The sequence below is a fragment of the Novosphingobium sp. 9 genome, assembly GCF_025340265.1.
In the GTDB taxonomy this organism is placed as follows: Bacteria; Pseudomonadota; Alphaproteobacteria; order Sphingomonadales; family Sphingomonadaceae; genus Novosphingobium.
The window spans coordinates 1,147,733-1,170,487 of sequence record NZ_CP022707.1 but is presented as its reverse complement, the minus strand read 5'-3'; the positions used below and the strand labels follow the sequence as shown (position 1 = coordinate 1,170,487).

Annotated in this window: 22 protein-coding genes; 7 read left to right on the top strand and 15 right to left on the bottom strand. The window is 66.3% G+C overall.

Annotated elements, in window-relative coordinates:
- Positions 1-15: 15 nt before the first annotated feature.
- The 3 genes from rpsG to CI805_RS05860 all read right to left on the bottom strand — a co-directional run bounded on the left by rpsG (position 16) and on the right by CI805_RS05860 (position 4,186).
- On the bottom strand, positions 16-486 hold the full coding sequence (gene rpsG / locus CI805_RS05870; RefSeq protein WP_260927074.1) for a 30S ribosomal protein S7: 471 nt from the start codon (positions 484-486) through the stop codon (positions 16-18).
- Between the two features lie 169 nt (positions 487-655).
- Positions 656-1,027 (bottom strand): 30S ribosomal protein S12, encoded by a 372-nt coding sequence (gene rpsL, locus CI805_RS05865; protein ID WP_007011879.1) that lies wholly within the window; start codon positions 1,025-1,027, stop codon positions 656-658.
- Positions 1,028-1,600: 573 nt separating this feature from the next.
- A complete protein-coding gene (locus tag CI805_RS05860) occupies positions 1,601-4,186 on the bottom strand; it encodes an HWE histidine kinase domain-containing protein (protein ID WP_260927069.1) in 2,586 nt (861 codons plus the stop codon).
- A 450-nt stretch (positions 4,187-4,636) separates the two neighbouring features.
- On the opposite strand from CI805_RS05860, the gene CI805_RS05855 reads away from it, so the two are divergent.
- The gene (locus CI805_RS05855; protein ID WP_260927068.1) at positions 4,637-5,347 is read left to right on the top strand and encodes a Crp/Fnr family transcriptional regulator; all 711 of its coding nucleotides are present in this window, start codon (positions 4,637-4,639) and stop codon (positions 5,345-5,347) included.
- Positions 5,348-5,513: 166 nt separating this feature from the next.
- Here CI805_RS05855 and CI805_RS05850 read toward each other — a convergent pair whose 3' ends face one another.
- Together CI805_RS05850 and CI805_RS05845 are read right to left on the bottom strand one after the other, a co-directional pair.
- Positions 5,514-5,699, bottom strand: a complete 186-nt coding sequence (locus CI805_RS05850; RefSeq protein ID WP_260927067.1) for a hypothetical protein — start codon at positions 5,697-5,699, stop codon at positions 5,514-5,516.
- A gap of 204 nt (positions 5,700-5,903) precedes the next feature.
- Positions 5,904-6,890 carry a rhodanese-related sulfurtransferase gene (locus tag CI805_RS05845; protein ID WP_260927066.1) on the bottom strand — a complete coding sequence of 329 codons (987 nt, stop codon included), beginning with the start codon at positions 6,888-6,890 and terminating at the stop codon, positions 5,904-5,906.
- 237 nt (positions 6,891-7,127) lie between these two features.
- Here CI805_RS05845 and CI805_RS05840 point away from each other — a divergent pair, with 237 nt between their 5' ends.
- On the top strand, positions 7,128-7,538 hold the full coding sequence (locus tag CI805_RS05840; protein ID WP_260927065.1) for a hypothetical protein: 411 nt from the start codon (positions 7,128-7,130) through the stop codon (positions 7,536-7,538).
- A 124-nt stretch (positions 7,539-7,662) separates the two neighbouring features.
- Here the strand turns inward: CI805_RS05840 and CI805_RS05835 are convergent, their stop codons facing one another.
- The 3 genes from CI805_RS05835 to CI805_RS05825 all read right to left on the bottom strand — a co-directional run bounded on the left by CI805_RS05835 (position 7,663) and on the right by CI805_RS05825 (position 10,605).
- Positions 7,663-8,433 (bottom strand): EF-hand domain-containing protein, encoded by a 771-nt coding sequence (locus CI805_RS05835; protein ID WP_313958532.1) that lies wholly within the window; start codon positions 8,431-8,433, stop codon positions 7,663-7,665.
- 151 nt (positions 8,434-8,584) lie between these two features.
- Positions 8,585-9,463, bottom strand: coding sequence for a hypothetical protein (locus tag CI805_RS05830; protein WP_260927062.1), 879 nt, complete (start codon positions 9,461-9,463; stop codon positions 8,585-8,587).
- 98 nt (positions 9,464-9,561) lie between these two features.
- Positions 9,562-10,605: a DNA topoisomerase IB gene (locus tag CI805_RS05825; protein WP_260927061.1), complete on the bottom strand. Its 1,044-nt coding sequence runs from the start codon at positions 10,603-10,605 to the stop codon at positions 9,562-9,564.
- A gap of 258 nt (positions 10,606-10,863) precedes the next feature.
- Here CI805_RS05825 and CI805_RS05820 point away from each other — a divergent pair, with 258 nt between their 5' ends.
- Entirely contained in the window at positions 10,864-11,331 is a 468-nt protein-coding gene (locus CI805_RS05820) for a pyridoxamine 5'-phosphate oxidase family protein (RefSeq protein ID WP_260927060.1), read from the top strand.
- Between the two features lie 744 nt (positions 11,332-12,075).
- On the opposite strand, the gene CI805_RS05815 is transcribed toward CI805_RS05820, so the two are convergent.
- Positions 12,076-12,579, bottom strand: coding sequence for a response regulator (locus CI805_RS05815; protein ID WP_260927059.1), 504 nt, complete (start codon positions 12,577-12,579; stop codon positions 12,076-12,078).
- A gap of 57 nt (positions 12,580-12,636) precedes the next feature.
- Positions 12,637-13,296 (bottom strand): sigma-70 family RNA polymerase sigma factor, encoded by a 660-nt coding sequence (locus tag CI805_RS05810; protein ID WP_260927837.1) that lies wholly within the window; start codon positions 13,294-13,296, stop codon positions 12,637-12,639.
- Positions 13,297-13,929: 633 nt separating this feature from the next.
- On the opposite strand from CI805_RS05810, the gene CI805_RS05805 reads away from it, so the two are divergent.
- Complete coding sequence (locus CI805_RS05805; protein ID WP_260927058.1) at positions 13,930-14,727, top strand: response regulator; 798 nt, start codon at positions 13,930-13,932, stop codon at positions 14,725-14,727.
- A gap of 221 nt (positions 14,728-14,948) precedes the next feature.
- Here the strand turns inward: CI805_RS05805 and CI805_RS05800 are convergent, their stop codons facing one another.
- Positions 14,949-15,344 (bottom strand): hypothetical protein, encoded by a 396-nt coding sequence (locus tag CI805_RS05800; RefSeq protein ID WP_260927057.1) that lies wholly within the window; start codon positions 15,342-15,344, stop codon positions 14,949-14,951.
- 206 nt (positions 15,345-15,550) lie between these two features.
- Entirely contained in the window at positions 15,551-17,293 is a 1,743-nt protein-coding gene (locus tag CI805_RS05795; RefSeq protein ID WP_260927056.1) for a CHASE domain-containing protein, read from the bottom strand.
- Positions 17,294-17,540: 247 nt separating this feature from the next.
- Between CI805_RS05795 and CI805_RS05790 the strand changes: the two genes are divergently transcribed.
- From CI805_RS05790 to CI805_RS05780, 3 genes are read left to right on the top strand one after another with little or no spacing between them, the layout of a single operon-like run.
- Positions 17,541-17,729, top strand: a complete 189-nt coding sequence (locus CI805_RS05790; protein WP_260927055.1) for a NepR family anti-sigma factor — start codon at positions 17,541-17,543, stop codon at positions 17,727-17,729.
- Positions 17,722-18,270: a sigma-70 family RNA polymerase sigma factor gene (locus CI805_RS05785; RefSeq protein WP_260927054.1), complete on the top strand. Its 549-nt coding sequence runs from the start codon at positions 17,722-17,724 to the stop codon at positions 18,268-18,270. The genes CI805_RS05790 and CI805_RS05785 overlap by 8 nt, the downstream gene beginning before the upstream one ends.
- Before the next feature lie 33 nt (positions 18,271-18,303).
- Entirely contained in the window at positions 18,304-19,086 is a 783-nt protein-coding gene (locus CI805_RS05780) for an SDR family oxidoreductase (RefSeq protein WP_260927053.1), read from the top strand.
- A gap of 37 nt (positions 19,087-19,123) precedes the next feature.
- On the opposite strand, the gene CI805_RS05775 is transcribed toward CI805_RS05780, so the two are convergent.
- The 3 genes from CI805_RS05775 to CI805_RS05765 form a co-directional block, all read right to left on the bottom strand.
- Entirely contained in the window at positions 19,124-20,569 is a 1,446-nt protein-coding gene (locus CI805_RS05775; protein WP_260927052.1) for a sensor domain-containing diguanylate cyclase, read from the bottom strand.
- 259 nt (positions 20,570-20,828) lie between these two features.
- Entirely contained in the window at positions 20,829-21,710 is an 882-nt protein-coding gene (locus CI805_RS05770; RefSeq protein ID WP_260927050.1) for an NAD(P)-dependent oxidoreductase, read from the bottom strand.
- Between the two features lie 153 nt (positions 21,711-21,863).
- A complete protein-coding gene (locus tag CI805_RS05765; RefSeq protein WP_260927048.1) occupies positions 21,864-22,466 on the bottom strand; it encodes a superoxide dismutase in 603 nt (200 codons plus the stop codon).
- Positions 22,467-22,755: the final 289 nt, after the last annotated feature.

The window sequence follows — 22,755 nt, the reverse complement described above, 5'->3', positions numbered from 1 at the left end:
GCATCACCGCAAGACTTACCAGCGGTAGTGCGAGAACGCGCGGTTCGCATCCGCCATGCGGTGCGTGTCTTCGCGCTTCTTCACCGCGTTGCCGCGGTTGTTCGCGGCGTCGAGCAGCTCACCCGACAGACGCGCCGCCATGGTGGTCTCGGGACGGTTGCGCGCCGCCGAGATCAGCCAGCGGATGGCGAGAGCCTGGGCGCGCTCGGGGCGAACCTCGACCGGAACCTGGTAGGTCGCACCACCGACGCGGCGGCTGCGGACTTCGATCTGCGGCTTCACGTTGTTCAGCGCATCGTGGAACAGCTGGACCGGATCGGCCTTGGCGCGGGTTTCCATGGTGGTCATGGCGCCATAGACGATCGATTCGGCGACCGACTTCTTGCCGTCGAGCATGAGGTTGTTCATGAACTTCGACAGAACCAGATCACCGAACTTGGGATCAGGCAGGATTTCCCGCTTCTCGGGACGACGACGACGTGACATGTCGCAAATTCCTTCATTAGACCGCCGCTTGTGCCTTGGAGCCCGTCATCCCAGCGAAAGCTGGGACCGCTACCGGCCTTGCGCGACGTCGATAAACTGTTTCAACCGACCTTAGCTTCGGAGGCCAGCGATCCCAGCTTTCGCTGGGATGACCATGCCCCCGGCATGGTCACTTCGGACGCTTGGCGCCGTACTTCGAGCGGCTCTGCTTGCGATCCTTGACGCCCTGCGTGTCGAGCACGCCGCGCAGGATGTGGTAGCGAACGCCGGGAAGATCGCGGACGCGGCCGCCGCGGATGAGCACAACCGAGTGCTCCTGCAGGTTGTGGCCTTCACCCGGAATGTACGAGATGACTTCGCGGCTGTTGGTCAGACGGACCTTGGCGACCTTGCGAAGTGCCGAGTTCGGCTTCTTCGGGGTGGTCGTGTAGACGCGGGTGCAAACGCCGCGCTTCTGCGGGTTCTGCTCCATCGCAGGGACCTTGGACTTGGCCTTCTGCGGCTCGCGGCCCTTGCGGACCAGCTGGTTGATAGTGGGCATCTATACTCTTCTTTCGAATTTTTGGAGTGCGATGGATCCGGGCCGCGTATTCCTTGCAGATCTTCCAGCAGATCCACGAACCACGGCACGCACCCTTCGCACCCCCGATGAAACGCATAAGCGCTGTACGGGGCCGGTCCATTTCGACGGGAAGAGAGAAGAAGGTCAGGTGCAGCACCGGCTTTTCGCCCCTGCAACGGCCCTTCACCGGAAAACCGGAAGAACCACAGCTGCAGGCGTTAGCCTTGCCGCACATGAGCCGAAAACACTCCACCCGGCGCCCTGCACCGGATTACTTTGCCACCTGACGGTCGGAGCCCTGCGCCTTTTCGAATCGCGCGATGCGCCCCGAAAGACCGGCCCGAACCCGGTTCACCGACTCGCTTTCCGACACGCGAACGCACTGGAAAACCGCGACAAACCTTGCCGAATGACAATGTTCAGCCTTGTACTGCCCCATGAGCGAACCCGCAGGGGATGCGCGCCTGTAGGGATTGGCGGGACCGGGTCAAGGTGGGGCGCTGGCGGGACCGCCCTGCCCCGCTCTACCCGCCCTGCCCCATCGGCCTCTTCCTATAGCCGGTCCTGCATCAGCCGCACCACGGCGTTCTTCACGTCGCGCTCGGAATAGGGCTTGGTGACGGTGGGCACGTTGCCGAGGTCTGCCGACTGGATCGCGTTCTCGCCATAGCCGCTGGCGAAGATGAACGGGATCGCCCGCTCGTACAGCGCCCTTGCCACCGGTTCGCTGGTATCCTTGCCCAGATTGACGTCGAGCATGGCGAAGCTGATCTCGGTCTCGGCGATCAGGTCGAGCGCGCCGCGCACCGATCCGGCGATGCGGCAGTCCTCGAAGCCGATCCCGCGCAGCAGGTCCTCGGCCTCCATGGCGATGATCACATTGTCTTCCACGATCAGCGCGGCCCCCTTGAAGAAGCCGTCGTCGCGCATCTCGCTCTCGGTCGGCACCGGGCCGGGGTCGCGCGGGGAGGCGGTGGGCGTGGCGAAAGTCGCGATGTGCTCGTCGGGGATCAGGAACAGCGCGTGCAGGCCGCTTTCGGGATAGACCACCGAGGCGCTGCCGCCCAACTCGTGCGGGATCGTGCGCTCGATGATGGTCGAGCCGAAGCCGCGCCGGGTCGGGGCTTTCACCGGCGGCCCGCCGCTTTCGCGCCAGTCGATCTCCAGCGAGCTGTCGTCCCCGCGCGACAGCACCACGTTGACCGTACCGCGCGAATCCGAGAGCGCACCGTACTTGCACGAATTGGTCATCAGTTCGTGGATCACCAGCGCCAGCGTGGTGAAGGCGCTGGGCGCGATCATCGCGTCCGGCCCCTCGATCACCACCCGGTCGAGACTGTGGCTGGCGTAGGCGTCGGTCTCGGTGCGGATGAGATTGTAGATCGAGGACGGCGACCAGTCGGTCTGCGTCACCTGATCGTGGGCGCGGGCCAGCGCGTGGATGCGGCTGCCGACGATCTCGGCAAAGTCGTCGATCGTCTTCGCGCCGTCCTTGCTCTGGGTGACGAGCCCCCGGATCAGGTTGAGGATATTGCGCACGCGGTGGTTCAGTTCCGCGATCAGCATGTCCTGCTGGCGATGGGCCTTGTCACGCTCGGCATTGGCGATTTCGGCCAGGCGCAGCACGACTTCGAGCAGGGTGACGCGCAGCGCATCGGCGGCCTGCACTTCCTCCTCGGTCCACGGGCGCGACTGGCCCCGGCGCTCTTCCTTCCACAGCTCGAAACTGCTGCGCGGCGTCAGGCGCGCGCCGTTGGGGCCAAGCTCCACCGGCTTTTCGGGATTGCCCGCCCATTTGACCTCGCGCACATGTTCCTGCCGGAACAGCACGATGTAGTCGCGCGGGGTGCGGCTGACCGGCAGCGCCAGCAGCCCTGCGGCGCGGTCCGCCCATTCGGCGGCAGGCTCGAACAGCGTGGCGATGCGGTCGGTGGACCACACCGTGCTGGCGCCTGCGGTGTTGAGGAAGCGCGCCAGTTTCGAGAACTGTGCCTCGTCGGGCGTGACGCCGTAGCGCATGAACTCGCCATCGATCCACGCCACGGCGCCGTCGAAGGGGATCACCCGGCCGATCGAGAGCGAGAAGTCGCCGAAGGCATCGACCAGCGTGCCGCCGGCGGCAACGCGGGCCATGATCTCGTCATGCAGGCGCAGCGAATCGAGCCGCATGCCCATCGCCGCGTCGGTTTCCTTCTGGTCGAGCAGATAGGCGAAGAACTCGCCGAACAGTTCGCTGGCGGTGCGGACCGAATAGGACAGGCGCAAGGGCGCGTAATGGTGGCAGGCCATCAGCCCCCACAGCTTGCCGCGCCGCATGATCGAGACCGACATCGACGCCTTGACGCCCATGTTGCGCAAGTACTCGATATGGATCGGCGAGACCGCGCGCAGGCCCGACATCGACAGGTCCAGCGGCTCGCCGCTCGGCCCGGTGGCGGGATGGATCGGCACCGTGGGATCGTCGACGTCGGTGATGATGCGCAGCATGTTGCGGGTGTAGAGCCTGCGCGCCTGCGCCGGGATGTCGGACGCCGGAAAGTGCTGGCCCTTGAAGCTGTCGACCATGCCGTTCAGGCTCTCGGCGATCACCTCGCCCGCGCCGTCGGCATCGAAGCGGTAGACCATCACCCGGTCGAAGCCGGTCAGCCCGCGCAAGTGGCGGGCGGCAGAGGCGCAGAGCTTCTCGACGCTTTCCGCATCGCGCAGCCGGTCGATCATCGGGCGCACGTAGCTCACGTAATCGCGGCGGCGCCCGCCTTCATGCGGTTCGATCTCGACCACGAACGAGCGGCCCGAGGCATGGATGGCGAGGTCGAACAGCCGCCCGTCGCCGCGCAGGTCCACCTCGAACAGGCGCTCCACGCTGCCGCCGTGGCCCAGCACCTGCAGGCGCGAGCGGATATCGTGCAGCGCGCTGGGCGACAGGAACCCGGCGGCGGGCACGCCCACCATGTCCTGCGGAGCCTCGCCGAACAGCGCCTCGCAGTTCATCGAGACGTGGTTGATGATCCAGTCGCTGGAGAACGAGATCAGCCAGCCGAAGCTCTGGATGCGGCCGATGATGTGGATCGGCTCGAGATCGCAGGTCGTCAGGTCGACGGTGGCCGTATCATGGGCGGAAGGCATGGTCTCGGTCATGCCGACAGGCCCTCGAGCGCCGGAACGCAGGCCGACGTGGAGAAGAGAGTTGGGGCGAGCATGCACCGAAAAGCGGTGTCGTGCAGGCCTCCCGACAGGTGGTCAACGATCCGCATCACGCTCCCGTATAGCAAACGAAGTTTCCTGCAAGCGCCCGTGCATGCAAGATCTGGCAAGTCCCTGAGCCGATGGACTTATGTCGCGCGGCGGTCTGGGAAAACCTTACGGTATCCGCAAATGCCCGAGGCCGGGAAATGTTCCTGGTGAACGTTTATGCCTCTATTGCACCGGTGTCTGTTCAAAAGTGGCCATATCCGGCGAAAGATGGGAACCTCCTGCGCGCGCTCGCATTTCCCTGTCGAACCGAGACAACCGCCGGATGCGTCCGCGCTCCCGAAAACAGGGAGCAGGAGGGAGCGATCCGGCCTCAAGCGACGGAGAAAACCCCCGATGGCACCTGGCAACGACCTCATGGCCGTGCTGCTCGACGCCGACCGGCACCAGCTCGAAACGCGGCTGGAGGAGGTGCACTTTCATCAGGGGCACGTCATCTACGAGAGCGGCGACAACGTCGATTACTGCTATTTCCCCTGCGGCGACGCGCTCAGTTCGTACTTCGTGCTGCTGGACAGCGGGATCGCGGTGGAGACGATCATGGTCGGGCGCGAGGGCGCGCTGGGCGGGATCGTCAGCCAGGGTGCGCTGCCGTCCTATGCGCGGGCCAACGTGCTGCACGGCGGTCGCTATCTGCGCCTGCCGGTGCGTGAACTCGACGCGATCAAGCAGGAAAACGCGGCGGTGCGCCATCTCTTTGCGCGCTATGCCGATTGCGTGATGGCGCAGGTGTTCCAGTCGATCGCCTGCAATGCCGTCCACACCATCGAGCAGCGCGCCGCCAAGTGGCTGACCGCCGCGGTCGAGCGGATCGGGCGCAACGAGGTGACGATGACGCAGGAGCAGCTCGCCTCGATGATGGGCATCGGGCGCAGCTACGCCAGCCGCGTGCTCCAGCGCTTCAAGGCCGAAGGCCTGCTGCGCACCCGGCGCGGCGGGATCGAGGTGCTCAAGCCCATCGAACTCGCCGAGCGGGCCTGCAACTGCAACACCCACGTCCGCCGCCACTTCGAGACGGTGCTGGGCGGGGTATACCCGAAGAACTGAGCGGTATGCCTGGGGCTGGCCACCCCGCTGCGCTCTTCCAGATCTTGCCTTGCCCTCCCGCCTGCGGGAGGGCCCGGAAGGCTTGGGAACGCAGTGACCTAGCCGAACGGGGTGGGCCAGTGCGACGTCTGTTATGGGTGGATTGCGGTCATACGACCGCTTCACTTCAACTTTCGTCATTCCCGCGAAGGCGGGAATCCAGTCGGCGCAACGCGTCGAAACCGAGATCGCTGGCGAGATCGCTGGCGAGATCGCACCACGGCGGATTTCCCTTTTCGATCAGGTGCGGTGCTTGCGCAGGAGGTAATGTTTTGTGCCAGGGCGAGAATGGAGGGATCAGGTCGGCAGGCATCCCTTATCGCAAGGTCGCTACTGGATTCCCGCCTTCGCGGGAATGACGAGGAAAGGGGCGTGCGAAGATGTCGCAAAGAATCCCAGCTTCGCCGGGACGACGACAGGATTTTAACAACGGCAACGGGACGTTTGCAGGCCATCCGCATCTGTTCGCGGACATAGAACTCAGGCGCAGACGCGCCCGTCCCGTACAATACCAGCCTCAGCGAGGGTCGCGTCTGGCTCCCACGTGCGCCACCCCGCGTGCGGCGGCGAGGGCCTCCTGCCTCGCCCGCTCGCGATAGCCGGCGCGCTGTTCGTCGGTGCGCTCGTCGTAGCAGGCCGGGCAACTGACGCCGTCCTCGTAGAGCGGCGAGGCGCGTTCGGCCTCGTTCACCGGGCGGCGGCAGGCGTGGCACAGCGTGTGCGCGCCCTCGACCAGCGCATGGCCCACGCTCACCCGCCCGTCGAACACGAAGCATTCGCCCTGCCACAGGCTGTCTTCCTCGGGCACGGTCTCCAGATACTTCAGGATGCCGCCCTGTAGGTGATAGACCTCCTCGACGCCCTCCTGCTTGAGGAACGCGGTGGACTTCTCGCAGCGGATGCCGCCGGTGCAGAACATCGCGACCCTGGGCGGCGTGCCGTCGGGCGAGGCGGCGAGCAGGCGCTCGCGCTCGGCCCGGAACCAGCCCGGAAACTCGCGGAAGCTCTTGGTCTGCGGATCGATGGCGCCTTTGAACGTCCCGGCGGCGACCTCGTAGTCGTTGCGCGTGTCGATGACGATGGTGTTCGCGTCCGAGATCAGCGCGTTCCAGTCCTGCGGGGCGACATAGGTGCCGACCGAGGCGGTCGGGTCGATGTCCGGCTCGCCCATCGTCACGATCTCCTTCTTCACGCGCACCTTGGTGCGGTGGAAGGGCATCGCCGAGGCCTCGGAGAACTTCACCTCGATCCCCTCGCACCCCGGCAGCGCACGGATATGCGCGAGCAGCGCGGCGATCGCGGGCGCGGTTCCGGCGACGGTGCCGTTGATCCCCTCTCGCGCCAGCAGCAGCGTCCCGAAAATCCCTTGCGCCTCGCACAGCGCCAGCAGCGGCGCACGCAGGGCGGCCGGATCGGCGAACGGCGTGAAGTGATAGAGCGCCGCGACCGTGAACGGTCCGGCTTCCGGAGCAGGTGTCGCGGGAGACATATGTGTCGAGGGCATGAGAGGGGAGTCCATGATGGCGGCGGCTCATAGCGCGCAAACGCGCCTTTCGCCAGCATCGCCTTGCCAACCTTGGGCCAACCTCGGGCCAGCCTCGGGCCAGCCTCGGGCGCCTGTCCGGAACCGCCGAGTGTTTCCGTACGTTTACCAGTCAGCACACAGACATGTTCACTGGTGCATACCACCCGCCTTCGCGGGCGCGAATTGCGCTTCGGACTGGTCACACGAGAGGTCGCCATGAAAAGGACACTACTTGCCGTCGCGCTTCTGGGCGGCGTCGCTTCGCTTTCCGGCTGTTACGACGATGGCTACGGCTATGGCGGCGGCATCGGCTACATGGATTACGGCGCGCCCTATCCCTATGACGGCTGGTACGACGGCTATTACGGCTCGATCTACGACGGCTACTGGGGCAGCGACGGTTACTTCTGGTATCGCGGCAACGGGCGCGACCATCGCTATCGTCGCGGCGATCCGGGACACTTCCGCCGCGATGCGCCGCAGGGCCAGCACAACTTCCGCCAGTTCCGGGGCGAGATGCACCCGCAGCGCGGCAACCAGATGCCCAACTTCCGCGGCGGCAACCCGCAGGGTGGCGGACATCAAGGCGGTGGCGGCCACCAGGGCGGCGGACACCGCGGCCACTGAAATACCGAAAACGGAAAAATGGCGGGGCGGCGGACCGATGGTTCGCCGCCCCGTTCTGTTATTCGCTGTCGGTTAATTCGTAGTGGGTGGCATCCCGCGCCCGCAGCGCCGCAATACCTGGCCCTTACTCCGAAGGCGGCGGGCCACCTTCGCCCGGACCACCCGGCCCGCGACGACCACCGAATCCGCCCCGATGGCCATCGGGGCCATCCATCGGGCGCAGCTCGTCCATCGACAGTTCGCCGTCGTGATCCTTGTCCGCCGCCTCGAAGGCCTTGCCTTCATAGGCGATCAGTTCGGCCAGCGAGACCCCCGCATCGTAATTGGTGTTCGCCTTGGCGATGACGGTGCCTGTCAGCGGCTCGATCAGGCGCAGCGCCATGCGATCGCCCTCGTCCTTGGTATGGGGCATGATGGCATCGGGGATCGGTCCGTTGCGGTCGCCAAACGCGCTATCCTCGTCCGATGCGGCAGAGCCCATCTGCTTTTGCCAGACCATGAACTCGTCGGCGGAGATCGTGCCGTCATGGTTGGCGTCGACCGCGGTGAAGCGCGCACGGATCAGCGCCTCGCGCTTGGCCTCGACCACACCATGCAGTTCGGCCACCGTCACCGTGCCGTCGTGGTTGGCGTCGGCTTCGTCGAACATCTGCTCGACGATCTTGTCGTAGTCCTTGCGCTTCATCGGCTTGGGCGGACGCGGACGAGCCGCCCCCCCGCCCGGAGGGCCGCCCTCGTCACCGCCATGATGGCCGCCACCGCCCGGACCGCCACCGCCGCCCATGTCGCCCATGCCGCCCATCTGACCCATGCCGCCGCCCATATCGCCCATCTGGGCCAGGGCGGGCGAGGCCGCGAGCAGAACGGAAGCGAGAGCGAGAGGGGCCAGAGCCACGAGAGGTTTGCGCATGGGCGCCGGTCTGCCCGCAGATTGTCGCGCATTCATGTCAGTATATGCAGGCTTTCGTAACAGTTTGTCGCGAAATCTGAACGAGGCGTTCAGGTTGGGATGTGACCAGTCATATGCATCGACCGGCTCCCGCACCTCAGCCCCCGATCGGCGGCTGCGAGCGCCAAGGTTCGGGCAGGCTCGCCTGCGGGCACCACTTCGCCCGGATCGGCGCCGCGCCGCCTTCGTCGCGCAGCACGAACGCGCCCTTGCCTGCCAGCGTGATCCGCGCATGGCGGACATAAGGGGTGCCGTCGCTGACGCCTTCCTGCTGGCCGACCAGACAGCGCCGCGTCACCCGCCAGCTTCCGGATACACTCGCAGCTGCACCTGCGCCCGCCACAGGCTGCACCTCGCTCCACGCGCAGGAGCCAGCGGCGCTGTCCATCCCGTCGCGGTAGAGCACCAGCACGGTTCGGGCGCTCACCCTGTCGCACGGGGTGTCGCCGGTCGCGTAGTAACCCGGCCTCACCGGTACGCTCGGCCCGACCGGATAGGCCGAGGTATCGCCGACCGGGCTGACCATTGCCGGTCTGGCAGCGGAGCCCGAGACCGGCTTCGGGCTGGGCATCGACTTCGGGCCGGGCGCCGCAGGCTTTTCCGGCAGCGGTGTTGCCAGCGGGGTGGGTATCGGTGCGGGCGCCGGAGTAGGAGCCGGAGCAGGGCCCGGCGCATCCACCGATGCAGCGCCATCGGAGCCCCCGTCCTCCACCGCCTGTGCAGGCGTGGCCGTCGCCCCCACGGATGAGGCGTCGTCGGCTGGAATGGCTCCGGGCGGGGCGAACACGGACTTTGCCACCACATGCACCGGCTCGACCGGCTCGGACGAACCTGCGGCACGCGACATCGTCACGCTGGCCGGCACTGCGCTGGCGCTGTCCGCCGGAGCATCGCCGTCACCGCTTCCGCATCCGGCCAGCAACGGAGCCAGAAGCAGCGGGCCGATCAGCAGCGGAAAGGAAGAGGCGCATCGCATGGTCCGATCGCGATGCCCTGACCTTGCCCCGTTGTCACTTGCAGGGCGTGCATCCGCCTGTGCACAACGCAACAGATCACCGCCCGCCTGACAGACCGTCATCCCGTCTGTCCCAGAAATGCGAGCAGCCCGCGCTCCTCGCGGCTCATCCATCGCGTTCGGCGCGGCAGGTGCTTCGGGATGAGGGCTGCACCGGTCTCCTCCCCCTTTGCCAGCGCGATCACCAGCGGGTGGACATAGGATTTGCGGGCGATCGCGGGCGTGTTTCCCAGCCGCGCCGACACCACCTCCAGCATCGCGCCGAGACCGGGGCGCGGATCGGCGCAGAGCAACCCGAAGGCCAGTGCGCTGGCAGTGAAGGTGCGGAAATCCCCGGCGGTGAAGCCCTCTTCCCCCGATCTCGCGCCCACCGATCCTGTCCCCATCGCCTGGGCCAGATAGGCGTTCACGTCTTCGCTATGGACCGGCACCGCCGCGCCGTCCTCGTCGAGGTACTGAAAAAGGTGCTGCCCCGGCAGATCCTGCATCCGCCGCACACACCGCACCAGCGCCGCATCCTCGCTGTCGATCTCGTGCATCCGTCCGCCTTTGCCGCGAAACCGCAGATGCAGCCGCCGCCCGGTGATCGAGGCGTGACGATTGCGCAGCGTCGTCGCCCCGAAGCTGCGGTTGGCGCGTGCATAGCACTCGTTGCCCACCCGGATCGCCCCGGTATCGAGCAGGGCCACCACAGAGGCCACCGCCCGCGCCCGGTCGAACCGCCGTGCCGCCAGATCGCGAGCCACTTGCGCCCGCAAGCCCGGCAGCGCTGCGCCGAAGCGCAGATAGGCGGCGAACTTGCGCGCCTCGCGCTGGGCCCGCCAATCGGGATGGTAGCGATACTGCTTGCGACCGCGCGCGTCGTAGCCGGTGGCAAGCAGGTGTACTTCGGGATCGGGCGAATACCAGCAACGCTTGTAGGCAGGCGGCAGCGCGATCGCCATGAGCCGCGCGATCTCCGCACGGTCGGTTATCTTTGCGCCGTCGGGCACATCGAAGGCCCATCGCCCCGCCCGCGTGCGACGACGCGTGATCCCCCGCATAGCATCGTCGCCGAAGCGCAACGGGCGCGGAGAAGCGGCGGAGGCGAGCGGTGCGGTCATCGGGTCCGTGCAATCGAAAAGCTGTCCTCCCGAAACGCCCCTGCTTCGAATTGGTTCTCCCCGTCGCCACTCGAACTGTCCCTGCCTGAACTGCGCCTGCCCGCACTGCGCCCGCCTGAGCACCGCTCGCAGGAACAGCCCCGCCCGCGAGGCGTTATGCAGGGGAAGGCCCGGCGCGCGCCTTGTGCGAAGCGGGTCTCGCGCCGCTGGACCAGGACGCCGAACCGACGTGACCGGGCCATCGTGAGGAGACCTGCCATGGACGATACCCTGCGCGACACCTTCTGGCGCGCCTTCGCCGCCAGTCCGTTCCTGATGATCAAGCGCACCGAGGCGCCCGGCCATGCCGAGCCGATGACCGCCCTGCTTGACCGCGAGGCGCATCACGCGCTGTGGTTCTTCGCCGCGCGCACCAACCGCATCGCAGCCGGCGGCGCGGCGATGGCGCAGATCATGACCAAGGACCACGACGTTTTCGCCTGCCTCTCCGGCACGCTGGTCGAGGAGACCGACCCGGCGGTGCGCGCCAGGCACTGGTCGAACGCGGTCGAGGCCTGGTTCCCCGACGGCGAGACCGATACCGCCAACGTCCCCATGCTCCGCCTCGACATTGCCGATGCCGAAGTCTGGACCGCTGACATGGGTCTTAAAGGCGCCTTCAAGCTGCTGACCGGCAAGCCCCTGAACCCCGCCGACGCCGGAGCCCACGCCACCGGTCCGGTATAGGCCATTGTCTCACCAGGCGGGACACCGGACAGCGCGAAAAAATGCTCCGCACCAAAGCGTTACAGCGCCTGAGCCGACGCAGCCAGATCGGAAACCGCTTTAAGGCTTGCGGGTGCATTCGGCTGGTCTGCAAACGCCCCACGGTGGACATATCTCTCTCCTCTTCAGGGGAGAGATACGAAGGCTAGGCAGCTTGCTGCCTAGCCGTAGTTGAGAGGGGTTAGGTCGCGCGCTCCCCTCTCCCAACCCTCTCCCCTGAAGGAGAGAGGGCTATGACCGCTTCCCACCCTTCTTCGTCATTCCCGCGAAGGCGGGAATCCAGTAACGATCTCGCGATGAAAATGCCTTCTCATCCGCCGTCTCCATCCTCGCATTGGCATGCCTATTGAGGCATTTGATCCAGCAGAAACGGATCAGGATATGGAGCCGGAACTGGAAACTCCTGCTGATCGAGGAGGGGAAACCGCAGTGGCGCGATCCCACCACCGATCCTGGTTTCGACACGTTGCGCTGACTGGATTCCCGCCTTCGCGGGAATGACGAAGACTGAGGGGGTTCGGTCGTTTGACCGCCTTCCATCCATGACAGACGTTGCGGTTCTCCCACTCCGTCCGCCTAAAGTCACGGCGCGCCCACTCCGTCCGACTCTCCGCCAGCAGGAGAAGCAGCGAGATTTGCGGAGTCGCAGGCAATGCCAGTCGCAGCGGGGTGGACCAGCGCCACGGCGGCTTCCTCCCCCGAAACTCAGCCCATGCGGTGGAGGGGGTGCAAGTCTCCGGGCCGGCCGTGGTCGGGGCAGCCGGCAAGGGCGTAGGCGATGGCGGCGAGGATCGTCGCTTGCGAGAAGGGCTTGGTGACGATGCCCACCGCGGTTTCGGCAGGCGTGTCGATCTGGCCGGGGTTGGCGGTCACGTAGATCACCCGAGATCCATAGCGTGCGGCCAGATCGTGCGCGATGGCGGGGCCGGTCAGCCCGTCGCGCAAGTTGAGGTCCACCAGCGCGACATCGGGCGCTATACCCACCCGCTCCAGCGAAGCGCGGTCAGCCGCAGTGGCGATCACGGTGTGGCCGCCATCCATGACGATGTCTTCGAGTTGCAGGGCCAGCAGGAATTCGTCTTCGACGATCAGAACCTTGGCGGCAGCGGCGCCCTTTATATCGCAATCGGCGGCCCGGTCAGCAGCGCGATCAGCAGCGAGCGCGCCTTGCTGTCCCGCCCCGATCATCGACTGCGATACCGAATCCAAAGCCCTGCGTCCCTGCTCTGTCTGTTCTGATCTGTCCTGCGCTTCCGCTTCGACCCGTCAGGCCGCGAGGAAGCGAGCGGCGAGCGCGCCTTCGTTGGCATTGGCGATCAGCGCCATCTCGGCGAAGAAGGCGTCGATAGCCTCGCCGGTCAGCACGAAGTTGTGTCGTGAGTCGGGCAACTGGCCCGATTCGATGATCTTCGACAGCATCGAGCGGGCGCGGCAGATACGGCTCTTCACCGTGCCCAGCGCTATCCCGCAGATCTCGGCGATTTCCTCATACGAGAGGTTGCCCGCAGCCACGAGGATCAGCGCCTCGCGGTAGCTGTCGGGAATGGCGGTCAGCGCGCGCAGCACATCGCCGAGATCAACGGCACTTTCCTGACCGGCAGGGGCGCACAGGATGCGCTCGGCCGCCAGTTCGTCGTATTCGCCGTGGAAGCGCGCGCGGCGGGCTTCGCTGTAGAAGTGGTTGCGCAGGATCGTGAAGGTCCAGGCCTTGAAGTTGGTCCCGGCGGTGTAGCGATCGCGCGCGGCCCAGGCGCGGAGCATGGCTTCCTGCGCCAGATCGTCCGCGCGGTCGCGGTCCCCGCACAGGCCGCGCGCAAAGGCACGCAGATGCGGCGCGACATCCTGAAGTGCGCGCTTGAAGTCCCGCTCGCTGAGCGCTGTCACCTCCCGCGTCTCGATCTTGGCCGTATCCGTGGCGTTGTCCATGGTCTCAGCGGTTTCGGGCGCGGTAGCTGCAAGAGCTTGCATGCGGGAAATCCTTGTATGTGTGACGAGTTGCCGAGGGAACGTTAACCGCGCGGAAATGGTTCCCCAAAAGTCCCGGAAACGCGCTCCGGGCATCTTTGCGGCGCAACGGTTCGTCGCAGGACCCTCACATCACCTGCGCCCGGCAGGCCCAGGAATTCGCAGGTTTTGCGCAAAACGGCCAAAAGCAAATCGGGAACGAGCGCCCGTTCACGGGATCTGCGCGGCAAGAGCCAGACCACACTCGCGCCAGCGCCGACAACTCGGGACATCGACGGGCAGAAATCAAAGGGCAAAAAAAGAGCCCCCGATGGCCTTGCGGCATCAGGGGGCTCCGGGATCGGGTCACCACCGGGTTGCGGGGGGGGTGGGTCCAGTGGTGATGCCGTTCAAACCCGCACACTTCATATTCGGTTCCCGGATTGTCGGTCGATCGCGAAAAATTTTCGTCTTGCCCTGAAGCCAATGCGCGCTCAGATCATTGTACCGGGCTGGAAGGCCAGCTTCCAACACGTCCACGCGGGGAGACGTTGCACTTTCGTGCCCGAACTGCCTGTGTTTCTGCCCGCGTTTCATCACGGCCGAGGAGCCCCGATGTCCGTTTCTGACCAGATTGCCCTTCAACTGCCGTACCTGCGTCGCTACGCGCGTGCGCTCACCGGTTCGCAGCAGTCGGGCGATACGTATGTGCGCGCCACGCTGGAGGCCGCGCTTGCCGATCCGACCCTGCGCGAGGCGATCGCCCGCGACCGTGCCTCGCTCTACGCCGCCTTCACCCGCATCTGGTCGACCGGCCACGTTGAGGAACCCGTCAGCGGCGAAGGCGACACCCGCGAGGAAGTCGCCCAGTCGCGCCTGCGCACGATCGCGCCGACGCATCGCCAGGCCCTGCTGCTGACGACGGTGGAGGATTTCTCGCGCGAAGATACCGCCCGCGTGCTCGCCGTCGATGTCGAGGATGTCGATGCGCTGGTGAACCAGGCCATCGCCGAGATCGAGAACGAGAGCGCCACCGACGTGCTCATCATCGAGGACGAGCCGCTGATCTCGATGCAGCTCGAAGGCCTGGTGTCCGACCTTGGCCACCGGGTTGTCGGCACGGCCGCCACCCATGCGCAGGCGGTCGAGGCATTCTCGCGCGCGGCCACCCGTCCCGGCCTGGTGCTGGCCGACATCCAACTGGCTGACGGCAGCTCGGGGATCGAAGCGGTGGAAGACCTGCTGCGCTTCGGCGACGTGCCGGTGATCTTCATCACCGCCTATCCCGAACGCCTGCTGACCGGTGAGCGGCCCGAACCGACCTATCTCGTCACCAAGCCGTTCCAGGAAGCCACCGTGCGCGCGGCGATCAGCCAGGCGCTGTTCTTCGGGACCAGCCACGCGGCGGGCTGACGGCGCTTTCTTCCTGTATCGGCCACCCGTTATCGGCTGCCGATATCGCTTGGTTTCCCGCCCCTTTTCAGTTGCGAAGCCCCTGCCCCCTCCCTTGCGGAGGGGGTCATTTTTATCACCCTCCCCTCCCGTGCAGAGGGGCATTTTATGGGCCTTCCCTCAGCAAGGGAGGGGGGCGCAGGCCATAAAACGCCCAGCCTGACCTCAGAAGATCGCGGGCATCACCGGCTGCGCCACATCGACGATCGACAGCGCCAGCGCGCCGACCAGCGCCAGCGCGAACGTGCTGCCGATAGAGGTGGATTCGCCCATCTCGTCATCGAGCACGACCGAGGCGAAATGCGTGCCGTTCCCCCGCGCGAGGTCATTATCCCGGCATGGACCGGCAGCAGCGTCATCGCCGCGGATTCCGGTGCGCCTGCAGCCAGCCGGCGGGCCAGCACATCGGCCCGCTCGCCCTCCAGTTCCAGCACGCGATACCCCTCCGGGCAGGCCCGCAGCAGCGCGACCATGGCGCGCAGACACGCCTCCTCGGATTCGGGCGAGGCCTGGCTCGCCGCCAGCGCAAGATCATCCAGTTCGGCCAGCCAGCGGCGGGCAGAGAAGGCGCGTCCCATTATGTTGTAGTCCTTTGCTCTGTCTTTATTGAAAGCGATTGCACCCGCTTTACGACCTTTGCCACGGGCCTAACCTCGACAGGGCTAAAGTGAACATACGGACATATACGTGAAATCGGCTTTGCAGCCGAAAATCAGGGCTTTTCCTCAGGGCCTGTCCTGTTTTTGCATCAGTTCTGGAGCTTAGCACGCCAGCTGATACGGACTTATACTTGGCCCAATATCCAAACATTGCGCCAGACGTCAGGAAACAGAGCGCCCCCCCTCGCCCCGCCCGCTGGCCCGAGCCGCTGCTCGGTTCTAAGGGCGAACTCGCGCGCGGCGCGTACCGGCACGCGCAGCATGCATTCCACACCGGTCGGCTCGAAGCGCAGGTCTACCGCCGACTTCAGCTCGTGCGCGACGATCTTCTCGATCAGGTCGCGCCCGAAACCGCGCTTTTTCGGCGCCACCACGGGCGGGCCGCCCTCTTCGCGCCAGCTGATCTGCGCCAGCCGGTCCGACACCATCTTCCAGTGGACGTGAACACGCCCCTCGATGGTGGAAAGCGCGCCGTACTTGGCCGCGTTCGTCGCCAGTTCGTGGATCGCGAGGCCCAGCGACATCGCATCGTTGGGCGCCAGCTTGATATCCGGGCCGCCCCGCTCGACGTGGCTCTCGTTGCCTTCCATGTAGGGCGCGAGTTCCGCCTCGATCACATCGCCCAGCGCCGCGCTGGTCCAGTCCGACTGCGAGAGGATATCGTGCGTGGCCGACAGCGCGCGGATGCGGGCACTCAGGCTCTCGGTATAATCGTCCAGATCGGTGGCGCGCCTGCGCGTGAGTGCGGCGATCGAGAGCACGTTGGCCAGCGTGTTCTTCACCCGATGGTTCAGCTCGCGCGTCAGCGAATCGCGGATCGCCGACTGGCCCTGAAGCCATTCGAGCACCTGCCGGTCCTCGGCGGCGCGGTGGGTAATGAAGCGCCCCACCGCCATCGCCGCCAGCGAGGCGATGATCCCGAAGAACAGCGTGATCCGGGCGAGCGGCGAGAGCGCACCGTATTGCCGATCGCTGACGACGACGACCCACTGCTCGCCGCCGACATCGATGGTGCGTTCGGTCGTCGGCCCCTCGGTGCCTTCGGCGGTGCGTTCGGCCAGCAGGTTGGCCGGATCGACGCTCTGGTCGTAGATCGACACGTCGATGCGGTTGTTGCGATAAAGCTCGCTGGCCGAGCTGAGGAAATCCTCGGCCCGGAAAGGGCTGTAGAGAAAGCCCTTGATGTACTGGTTATGGCCCCGCCCCATCACCACCGGCATGTAGATCAGGAACCCGGCGGCATCGGGACGTCCGTTGTCCTGCACCAGCTTGACCTTGCCCGAGGCGACCGGCGCGCGCGCGGCGCGCGCCCTGTCGATCGCGGCACGGCGCACGGCTTCCGAATACATGTCGAAGCCGATCGCCTTGCGATTGTCGGGCGATCCCGGCTCCAGGAACAGCACCGGCACCGAATAGGGATCGGCACCATCGACATAGGGCGTGACGGCGTACGTCTCGCTACCCGGTGACTGGCGCACCGCCACTTCGAAGAAGGGCACTTGCGCGGCGGTCAGCAGCGGCGCCCAGCCCATGCCGAGCGAACCGTACATGTTGCCGCTGCCCTGCAGGTCCTGCGCGAAGTCGTGGAACTGGTCGGCGCTGACGTTCGACTGGGTGGCGAACAGCGCCGCGCCCGCGCGCAGCAGCGCCATGTTCTCGGTAACGCGGCGTTGCAGCGCGGAGGAAATCTCGGTGAGGTTGCGGTCCAGCTCCACCTGGCGGGTCTGCCGATCGGCCCGCTCGATCGCCATGACCGAGACAGCCGTAGTCATGCCCGCGATCACGAACAGCAGCAGCGGCCAGCCGCGCGGATAGCGGTGGAACCATGCCTGCTTCTTCACCCGGTCCAGCAGCGGCTGGTCAATCACCCGATGTATTCCTTGAAATCTGGCCCCGGATCGACGGATCGCCCCCGACAAGGAGAGCGTGCCCGGTACATCTATGGCAAGTCTTTGACGCGAGGGGAACCTTGCGCGTGATGAAATGTTCCATGCCTGAACCGTGACAGGCCGACAGGCCCCGCCTCGCTTCCGTCGTCTCCATCGGTCGTGCCCCAAAGGCGCTTGACCGCACGGATACCTGCGGGCATCGGGGCCGGGCGAAAAGGAGTTTGAGTTGACTCATCCAGAAGGAGATGGCCCCGCCGGGAATGCCGTTCCCGGTCTACCGCCGGAGGTGCGCCGCGACGGCGAGCCCGGCTGGGCAGGCGGCCTGAGGAAGCTCTACAACTCCGTGGTGGATGAACCGCTGCCGGACAGCTTCAGGGATCTTCTCAAGAAGCTTGACGGCGACGGCGATGCCTGAGCGCATCCAGCCCTCCTCGCAGGACGAGGCTTTTCGCAAGGAACTCATGGGGGTGCTCCCCCACCTTCGCGCTTTCGCTCGCGGCCTGTGCGGTCGCCCGGACTTCGCCGACGATCTGGTGCAGGAAGCCACGATCAAGGCATGGACCGCGCGCGAACGCTACACGCCGGGCACCAATATGCGCGCCTGGACTTTCGCGATCCTGCGCAACCACTACCTTTCCGAACTGCGCCGCTCCAAGCGGCAGACCGACCTAGACGAAGGCGTTGCGGAGCGGTTGCTGGTGATGGAGGCCGATCAGGAGGCCCCGCTCCATCTCGACGATATGGAAGCGGCGCTGCGCAATCTCGCCCCCGAACGGCGCGAGGCGGTGCTGCTGGTGGGCGCCTCGGGCTTTTCCTATGAAGAGGCCGCCGCGATCGCCGAATGCCCGATCGGCACGATGAAAAGCCGCGTCGCCCGCGCCCGCGCCGACCTTGCCCGCATGCTCGACGTCGATGCCGAGAAGCCCTTCGATCTGCGCGCCCGCAGAGCGGGATAAGCGCGCCCTCAAAGACCATCCGGGAGAGTAGAAATGGACCTTGGCATCGCCGGTCGCCGCGCGCTGGTCTGCGCATCCTCGAAAGGGCTGGGCCTGGCCTGCGCCACTGCGCTGGCCCGCGAAGGGGCAGAGGTGTGGATCAACGGTCGCGACGATGCCCGGCTGGCCGAGGCCGCGCAGGGCATCGAGGCCGCCACCGGCGCGAAAGTCCATCGCTTCGCCGCCGACCTCGACGATGCACAGGCCCGCGCCGCGCTGATCGCCGCCTGCCCCGACCCCGACATTCTCGTCACCAACAACCACGGGCCGCGCGTCGCCAGGTTCGCGGAGATCGTGGCGGAAGACTGGCCAGCGGCAGTCAATTCCAACATGCTCGCGCCGATCCAGTTCATCACCGCCGCACTGCCCGGCATGCGGGCGCGCAAGTTCGGGCGGATCGTCAACATCACCTCGGGTCTGGTCAAGGCTCCCCCTGCCGACATGTCGCTCTCGGTCGCGGCACGCGCCGGGCTGACGGCGATGGCCAAGGCCGTGCAGATCGAGGCCATCGCCGACAACGTGACGATCAACAACCTGCTGCCCGGCCCGTTCCGCACCGACCGGCTCGCCAACCGCGCCCGCCGCATCGCCGAGGAGGATGGCATCGATCTGGAAGCCGCCTTCGCCAAGCTGGGCCGCGCGCGCGGGCCTTCCGGACGGATCGGCGATCCTGCGGAGTTCGGCGATGCCTGCGCCTATCTGTGTTCGGCGCAGGCCGGGTTCGTTTCGGGCCAGAACCTCGCGCTCGACGGCGGGGCCTATCCGGGGCTGATCTGAAGGGGCGTCGCGTCCGGTGAGAACCGCCTGACCGCGCTCACCCCGCTGCCGAACGCTCGTCGGCAGGCGGTGACGGTGGCACCATATGGAGCCGCACCGGCTGCCCGGACACGCGGTTGCGCCCGGCGCGCTTGGCCTCGTAGAGCGCCGCATCGGCTGCTGCCAGCAGGCTGGCAGGATCGTCTCCCGCCTGTGCCAGCGCCAGCCCGACGCTGACCGTGACGATACCCTCGGGCGCCGCCAGTGCGAGCGCTTCCACGGCCCCGCGCATCGCCTCGCCCAGCCGCTGTGCCTCGGCAAAGTCCAACCCCGGCGCGATCACTGCGAACTCCTCGCCGCCATAGCGCGCGACAAGCCCGCCGCTGCGCATCGGCACCGCGACCAGCGCCTGTGCCACCTCGATCAGCCGCTCATCGCCGATGGCGTGGCCGTAGCGGTCGTTGAGCGGCTTGAAATGGTCGATGTCGATCATCAGCAGCGCCAGCGGTGTGGCCGTTCGGCGTGCGTCGAGCCAGCCTTGCGCGAAGCACTCGTCGAACTGGCGGCGGTTGGCGATCCCGGTCAGCCCGTCGAGATGCGAGAGAGCCGCCATGCGGTCACGCTCGCTGATGGTGCGCATCTGCACCAGGATCGTGCGCAGGCCATAGCCCAGCATCGCCGCGATGCAGCCGCTGACCGCCTGCGCCGGATTGTGCGAGACCAGCAGCGCCGAGACCGACAGCAGCGTCACCGGGATCAGCAGCGGACTGCCCACTTCCACGGCGCGGATCACCGTGCGGTTGCCGACCGGGCGGCGCAGCGTCGCGGGGCTGCGCCGTCCCACGAAAGCCGCTGTCGCAAGCCCCAGGAACGGCAGGTCGATCACCAGATCGGTCAGCCCGCCGTAATCGGACGCGCCCTGGAAGTGGTTGATGTAGAAGGCCATCACCAGATAGCTGAGCGCAAAGCCTGTACAGATACGATGGAACCGCAGCCGCGCGGTATCGACGCAGGTGACAAGGCGCAGCACCGCGCAGAAGGCCACGAACAGGTTCTCGATGTCGAACATCGTCACCAGCGCGGAGTGCCCCACCGCATCGGCCCCCTGCGCGGCGATGAGCCGGAACACATAGGCGTAGTAGAGATAGCCCAGCGCCGCCGCCAGCGCGGCATCGATCGCGCGCTTGGGCCACCTGTCCCCGGCAGGGCTCGCCAGCGTGAAGATCAGCGGCACGCCGTAGAGCACGAAAAGCAGCATGCTCAGCCGCTCCTCTCCCTCCATCGCATAGACCATCACCCCGATCATCGCGGTGAACATGCCCGAGGCCCACAGCAGCATTGCAGCGGCCATCGCCAGCCAGCCTTCGGCGCCTTCGCGTCGGACCCGCCACAGACAGCCCAGCGCGGCCAGCAGCGGCGCCAGCATCAGGAACGCGAACGAGATCTGGTCCCCGCGAAACGGCAGCAGGTGGAGCGCCGCCAGATGCATCGCCGCGAACGCCACCGGCACACCCGCAATCGCGAGCCCGCGCCATGACAGGGTACGGGAACTGGGCAGGCCAGAAGACCTAAGCAGGGCAGACGGCACTTCGGCGACCTCCCGCGAATGCGCTTTTCCGATTCCCGGCAGTATGCCATGAAATCGTCCTTAAGCGGTTAACGCAATCCGGGGGGCTTGAACGGGACCGGGCCGACGCAGACGCGGCGTTCCGCCCGCCGCCCGCGCCGACCCGAATGTTCCCGTTTATCCGGTAGTTTCGAGTTTACCCGCCGGTCGCATCCTTGGCAGTCGCTCCCTTCGCCGTCGCAATCGTGTAGCCTGCCATCACGCCCCAGTCCTTGTCGCCGTTCCCGGCCTCGACCGCCTCGCCCATGCGCTTGTGGACGGCGGCGAGCATCGGCAGGTCGCCGCCAGACGCCTTGGCGACCTCGCTGGCGAGGCGCAGGTCCTTGAGGCCCAGCGTCGCCTTGAAGCCTGGCTGGTATTCGCCCTTGGCGATGATGCCCGAATAATTCTCGTAAACGCGGCAGCCGAACAGCGTGCCCAGCATCACCTCGAAGAACTGCTCACGCCCGCAGCCCTCGCTCTCGCTGAGCACGACCGCCTCTGCCATGCCCTCGATCGCCATGGTGATCATCATGTTGCAGGCAATCTTCACGGCATTGGCGGTGGGCGCCTCAGGCCCCAGATCCCAGACCTTGCCCGCCATCGCCTCCAGCGCGGGCGAAACCTTGGCCAGCGCCTCTGCCGGGCCTGCCGCCAGCACGTTGAGCTTGCCAGCCGCCGCCACGTCCGGGCGCCCCAGCACCGGCGCCGAGACATAAGTGAGCCCCGCCGCCTTGTGCAGGTCCACCAGTTTCTTGGCATAGGCGACCGAGATCGTCGCGCTGACCACGTGGATCAGGCCCTTCGTTGCCTGTTCCAGCAGACCAGGGCCGACGATCACCTCCTCGATGGTCTCGTCCTGGCTCAGCATGGTGAACAGCACTTCGCCCTGCATCGCCTCGGCGGGCGTCGCCACCATGGTCACGCCCGCGACCTCGCCGCCCGAGCGGTTCCAGGCGACCACCTCGTGCCCGGCCTGAACCAGATTGGCGGCCATGCCGCGCCCCATGCTGCCGAGGCCGATGATGCCGATCTTCATATGCTGATATCCTTGGATGTTTTTCGGGGGGGAAGGAGACTTCTGGAATGGGACACGAAGAAGGGGCGCCCCGTCTGGCCGCAGCCGGACGGGACGCCCCTCCCCCTAACAGATGCCCGGCCCGTTCAGACCGGAGGAAACTTCAGACCAGGATCAGGCCGGATAGGTCCAGGCCGTGCCGCGATCGAAGTTGTCGCTGGCGAAGGTCCAGTTCAGGATGTTCTCCAGAACCGCCTTCACGTAGGCCGGGCGCTTGTTCATCTGGTCGATGTAGTAGGCGTGCTCCCACACGTCGACGGTCAGCAGCGGCAGCACGTCCTTGACAAGCGCGCTGTCGGCGTCGTGGGTCGAGATGACCTTGAGCTTGCCTGCGTCGACGACGAGCCAGGCCCAGCCGTTCGAGAAGTGGTTGATCGCCTCGTTCGAGAGCGCTTCAAGCAGCGCGTCAAGCGAACCGAAATCGGCGGTGATGGCGGCCAGCAGGCTCTCGCTGGGCGCGGTCTTCTCAGGCGACAGCGAGTGCCAGTAGAAACCGTGGTTCCAGGTCTGGGCCGAGTTGTTGAACAGCGGGCCGGAAGCGGCCTTGGCGATCTCTTCCACCGACTTACCGGCGTTGTCGGTGCCTTCGATGGCGGCGTTCAGCTTGTCCACATAAGTCTTGTGGTGGGCGCCGTGGTGGATTTCCAGCGTCTTGCTGGAGATATGCGGCTCAAGCGCGTCGAGGGCATAGGGCAGCGGCATCAAAGGGATCGTCATGGCATGTCTTCCTGTTTTGCGGTTCTTGGTGACCTGCGATTTTCCGCGCGCATTTGGCCCCGCGCGCGTTCGGGGCCTATGTCAGCGCTGGAGGCCGACAATTCAAGCGTTCACTGGTGACATTTTCGCAGTAGCAGCATGATTATCGGTAATTTTATTGCTCGCAACGAAAGAGGGGCGGCATGCGCCACCCCTCCTCGCTGATCCGTTGGCTGGCCTGTGGGGGATTCGCAGTCTCACGCAGGCAGTCATGCGACCCTTATCGCGGATCAGTCTCGCGGTATCAGGT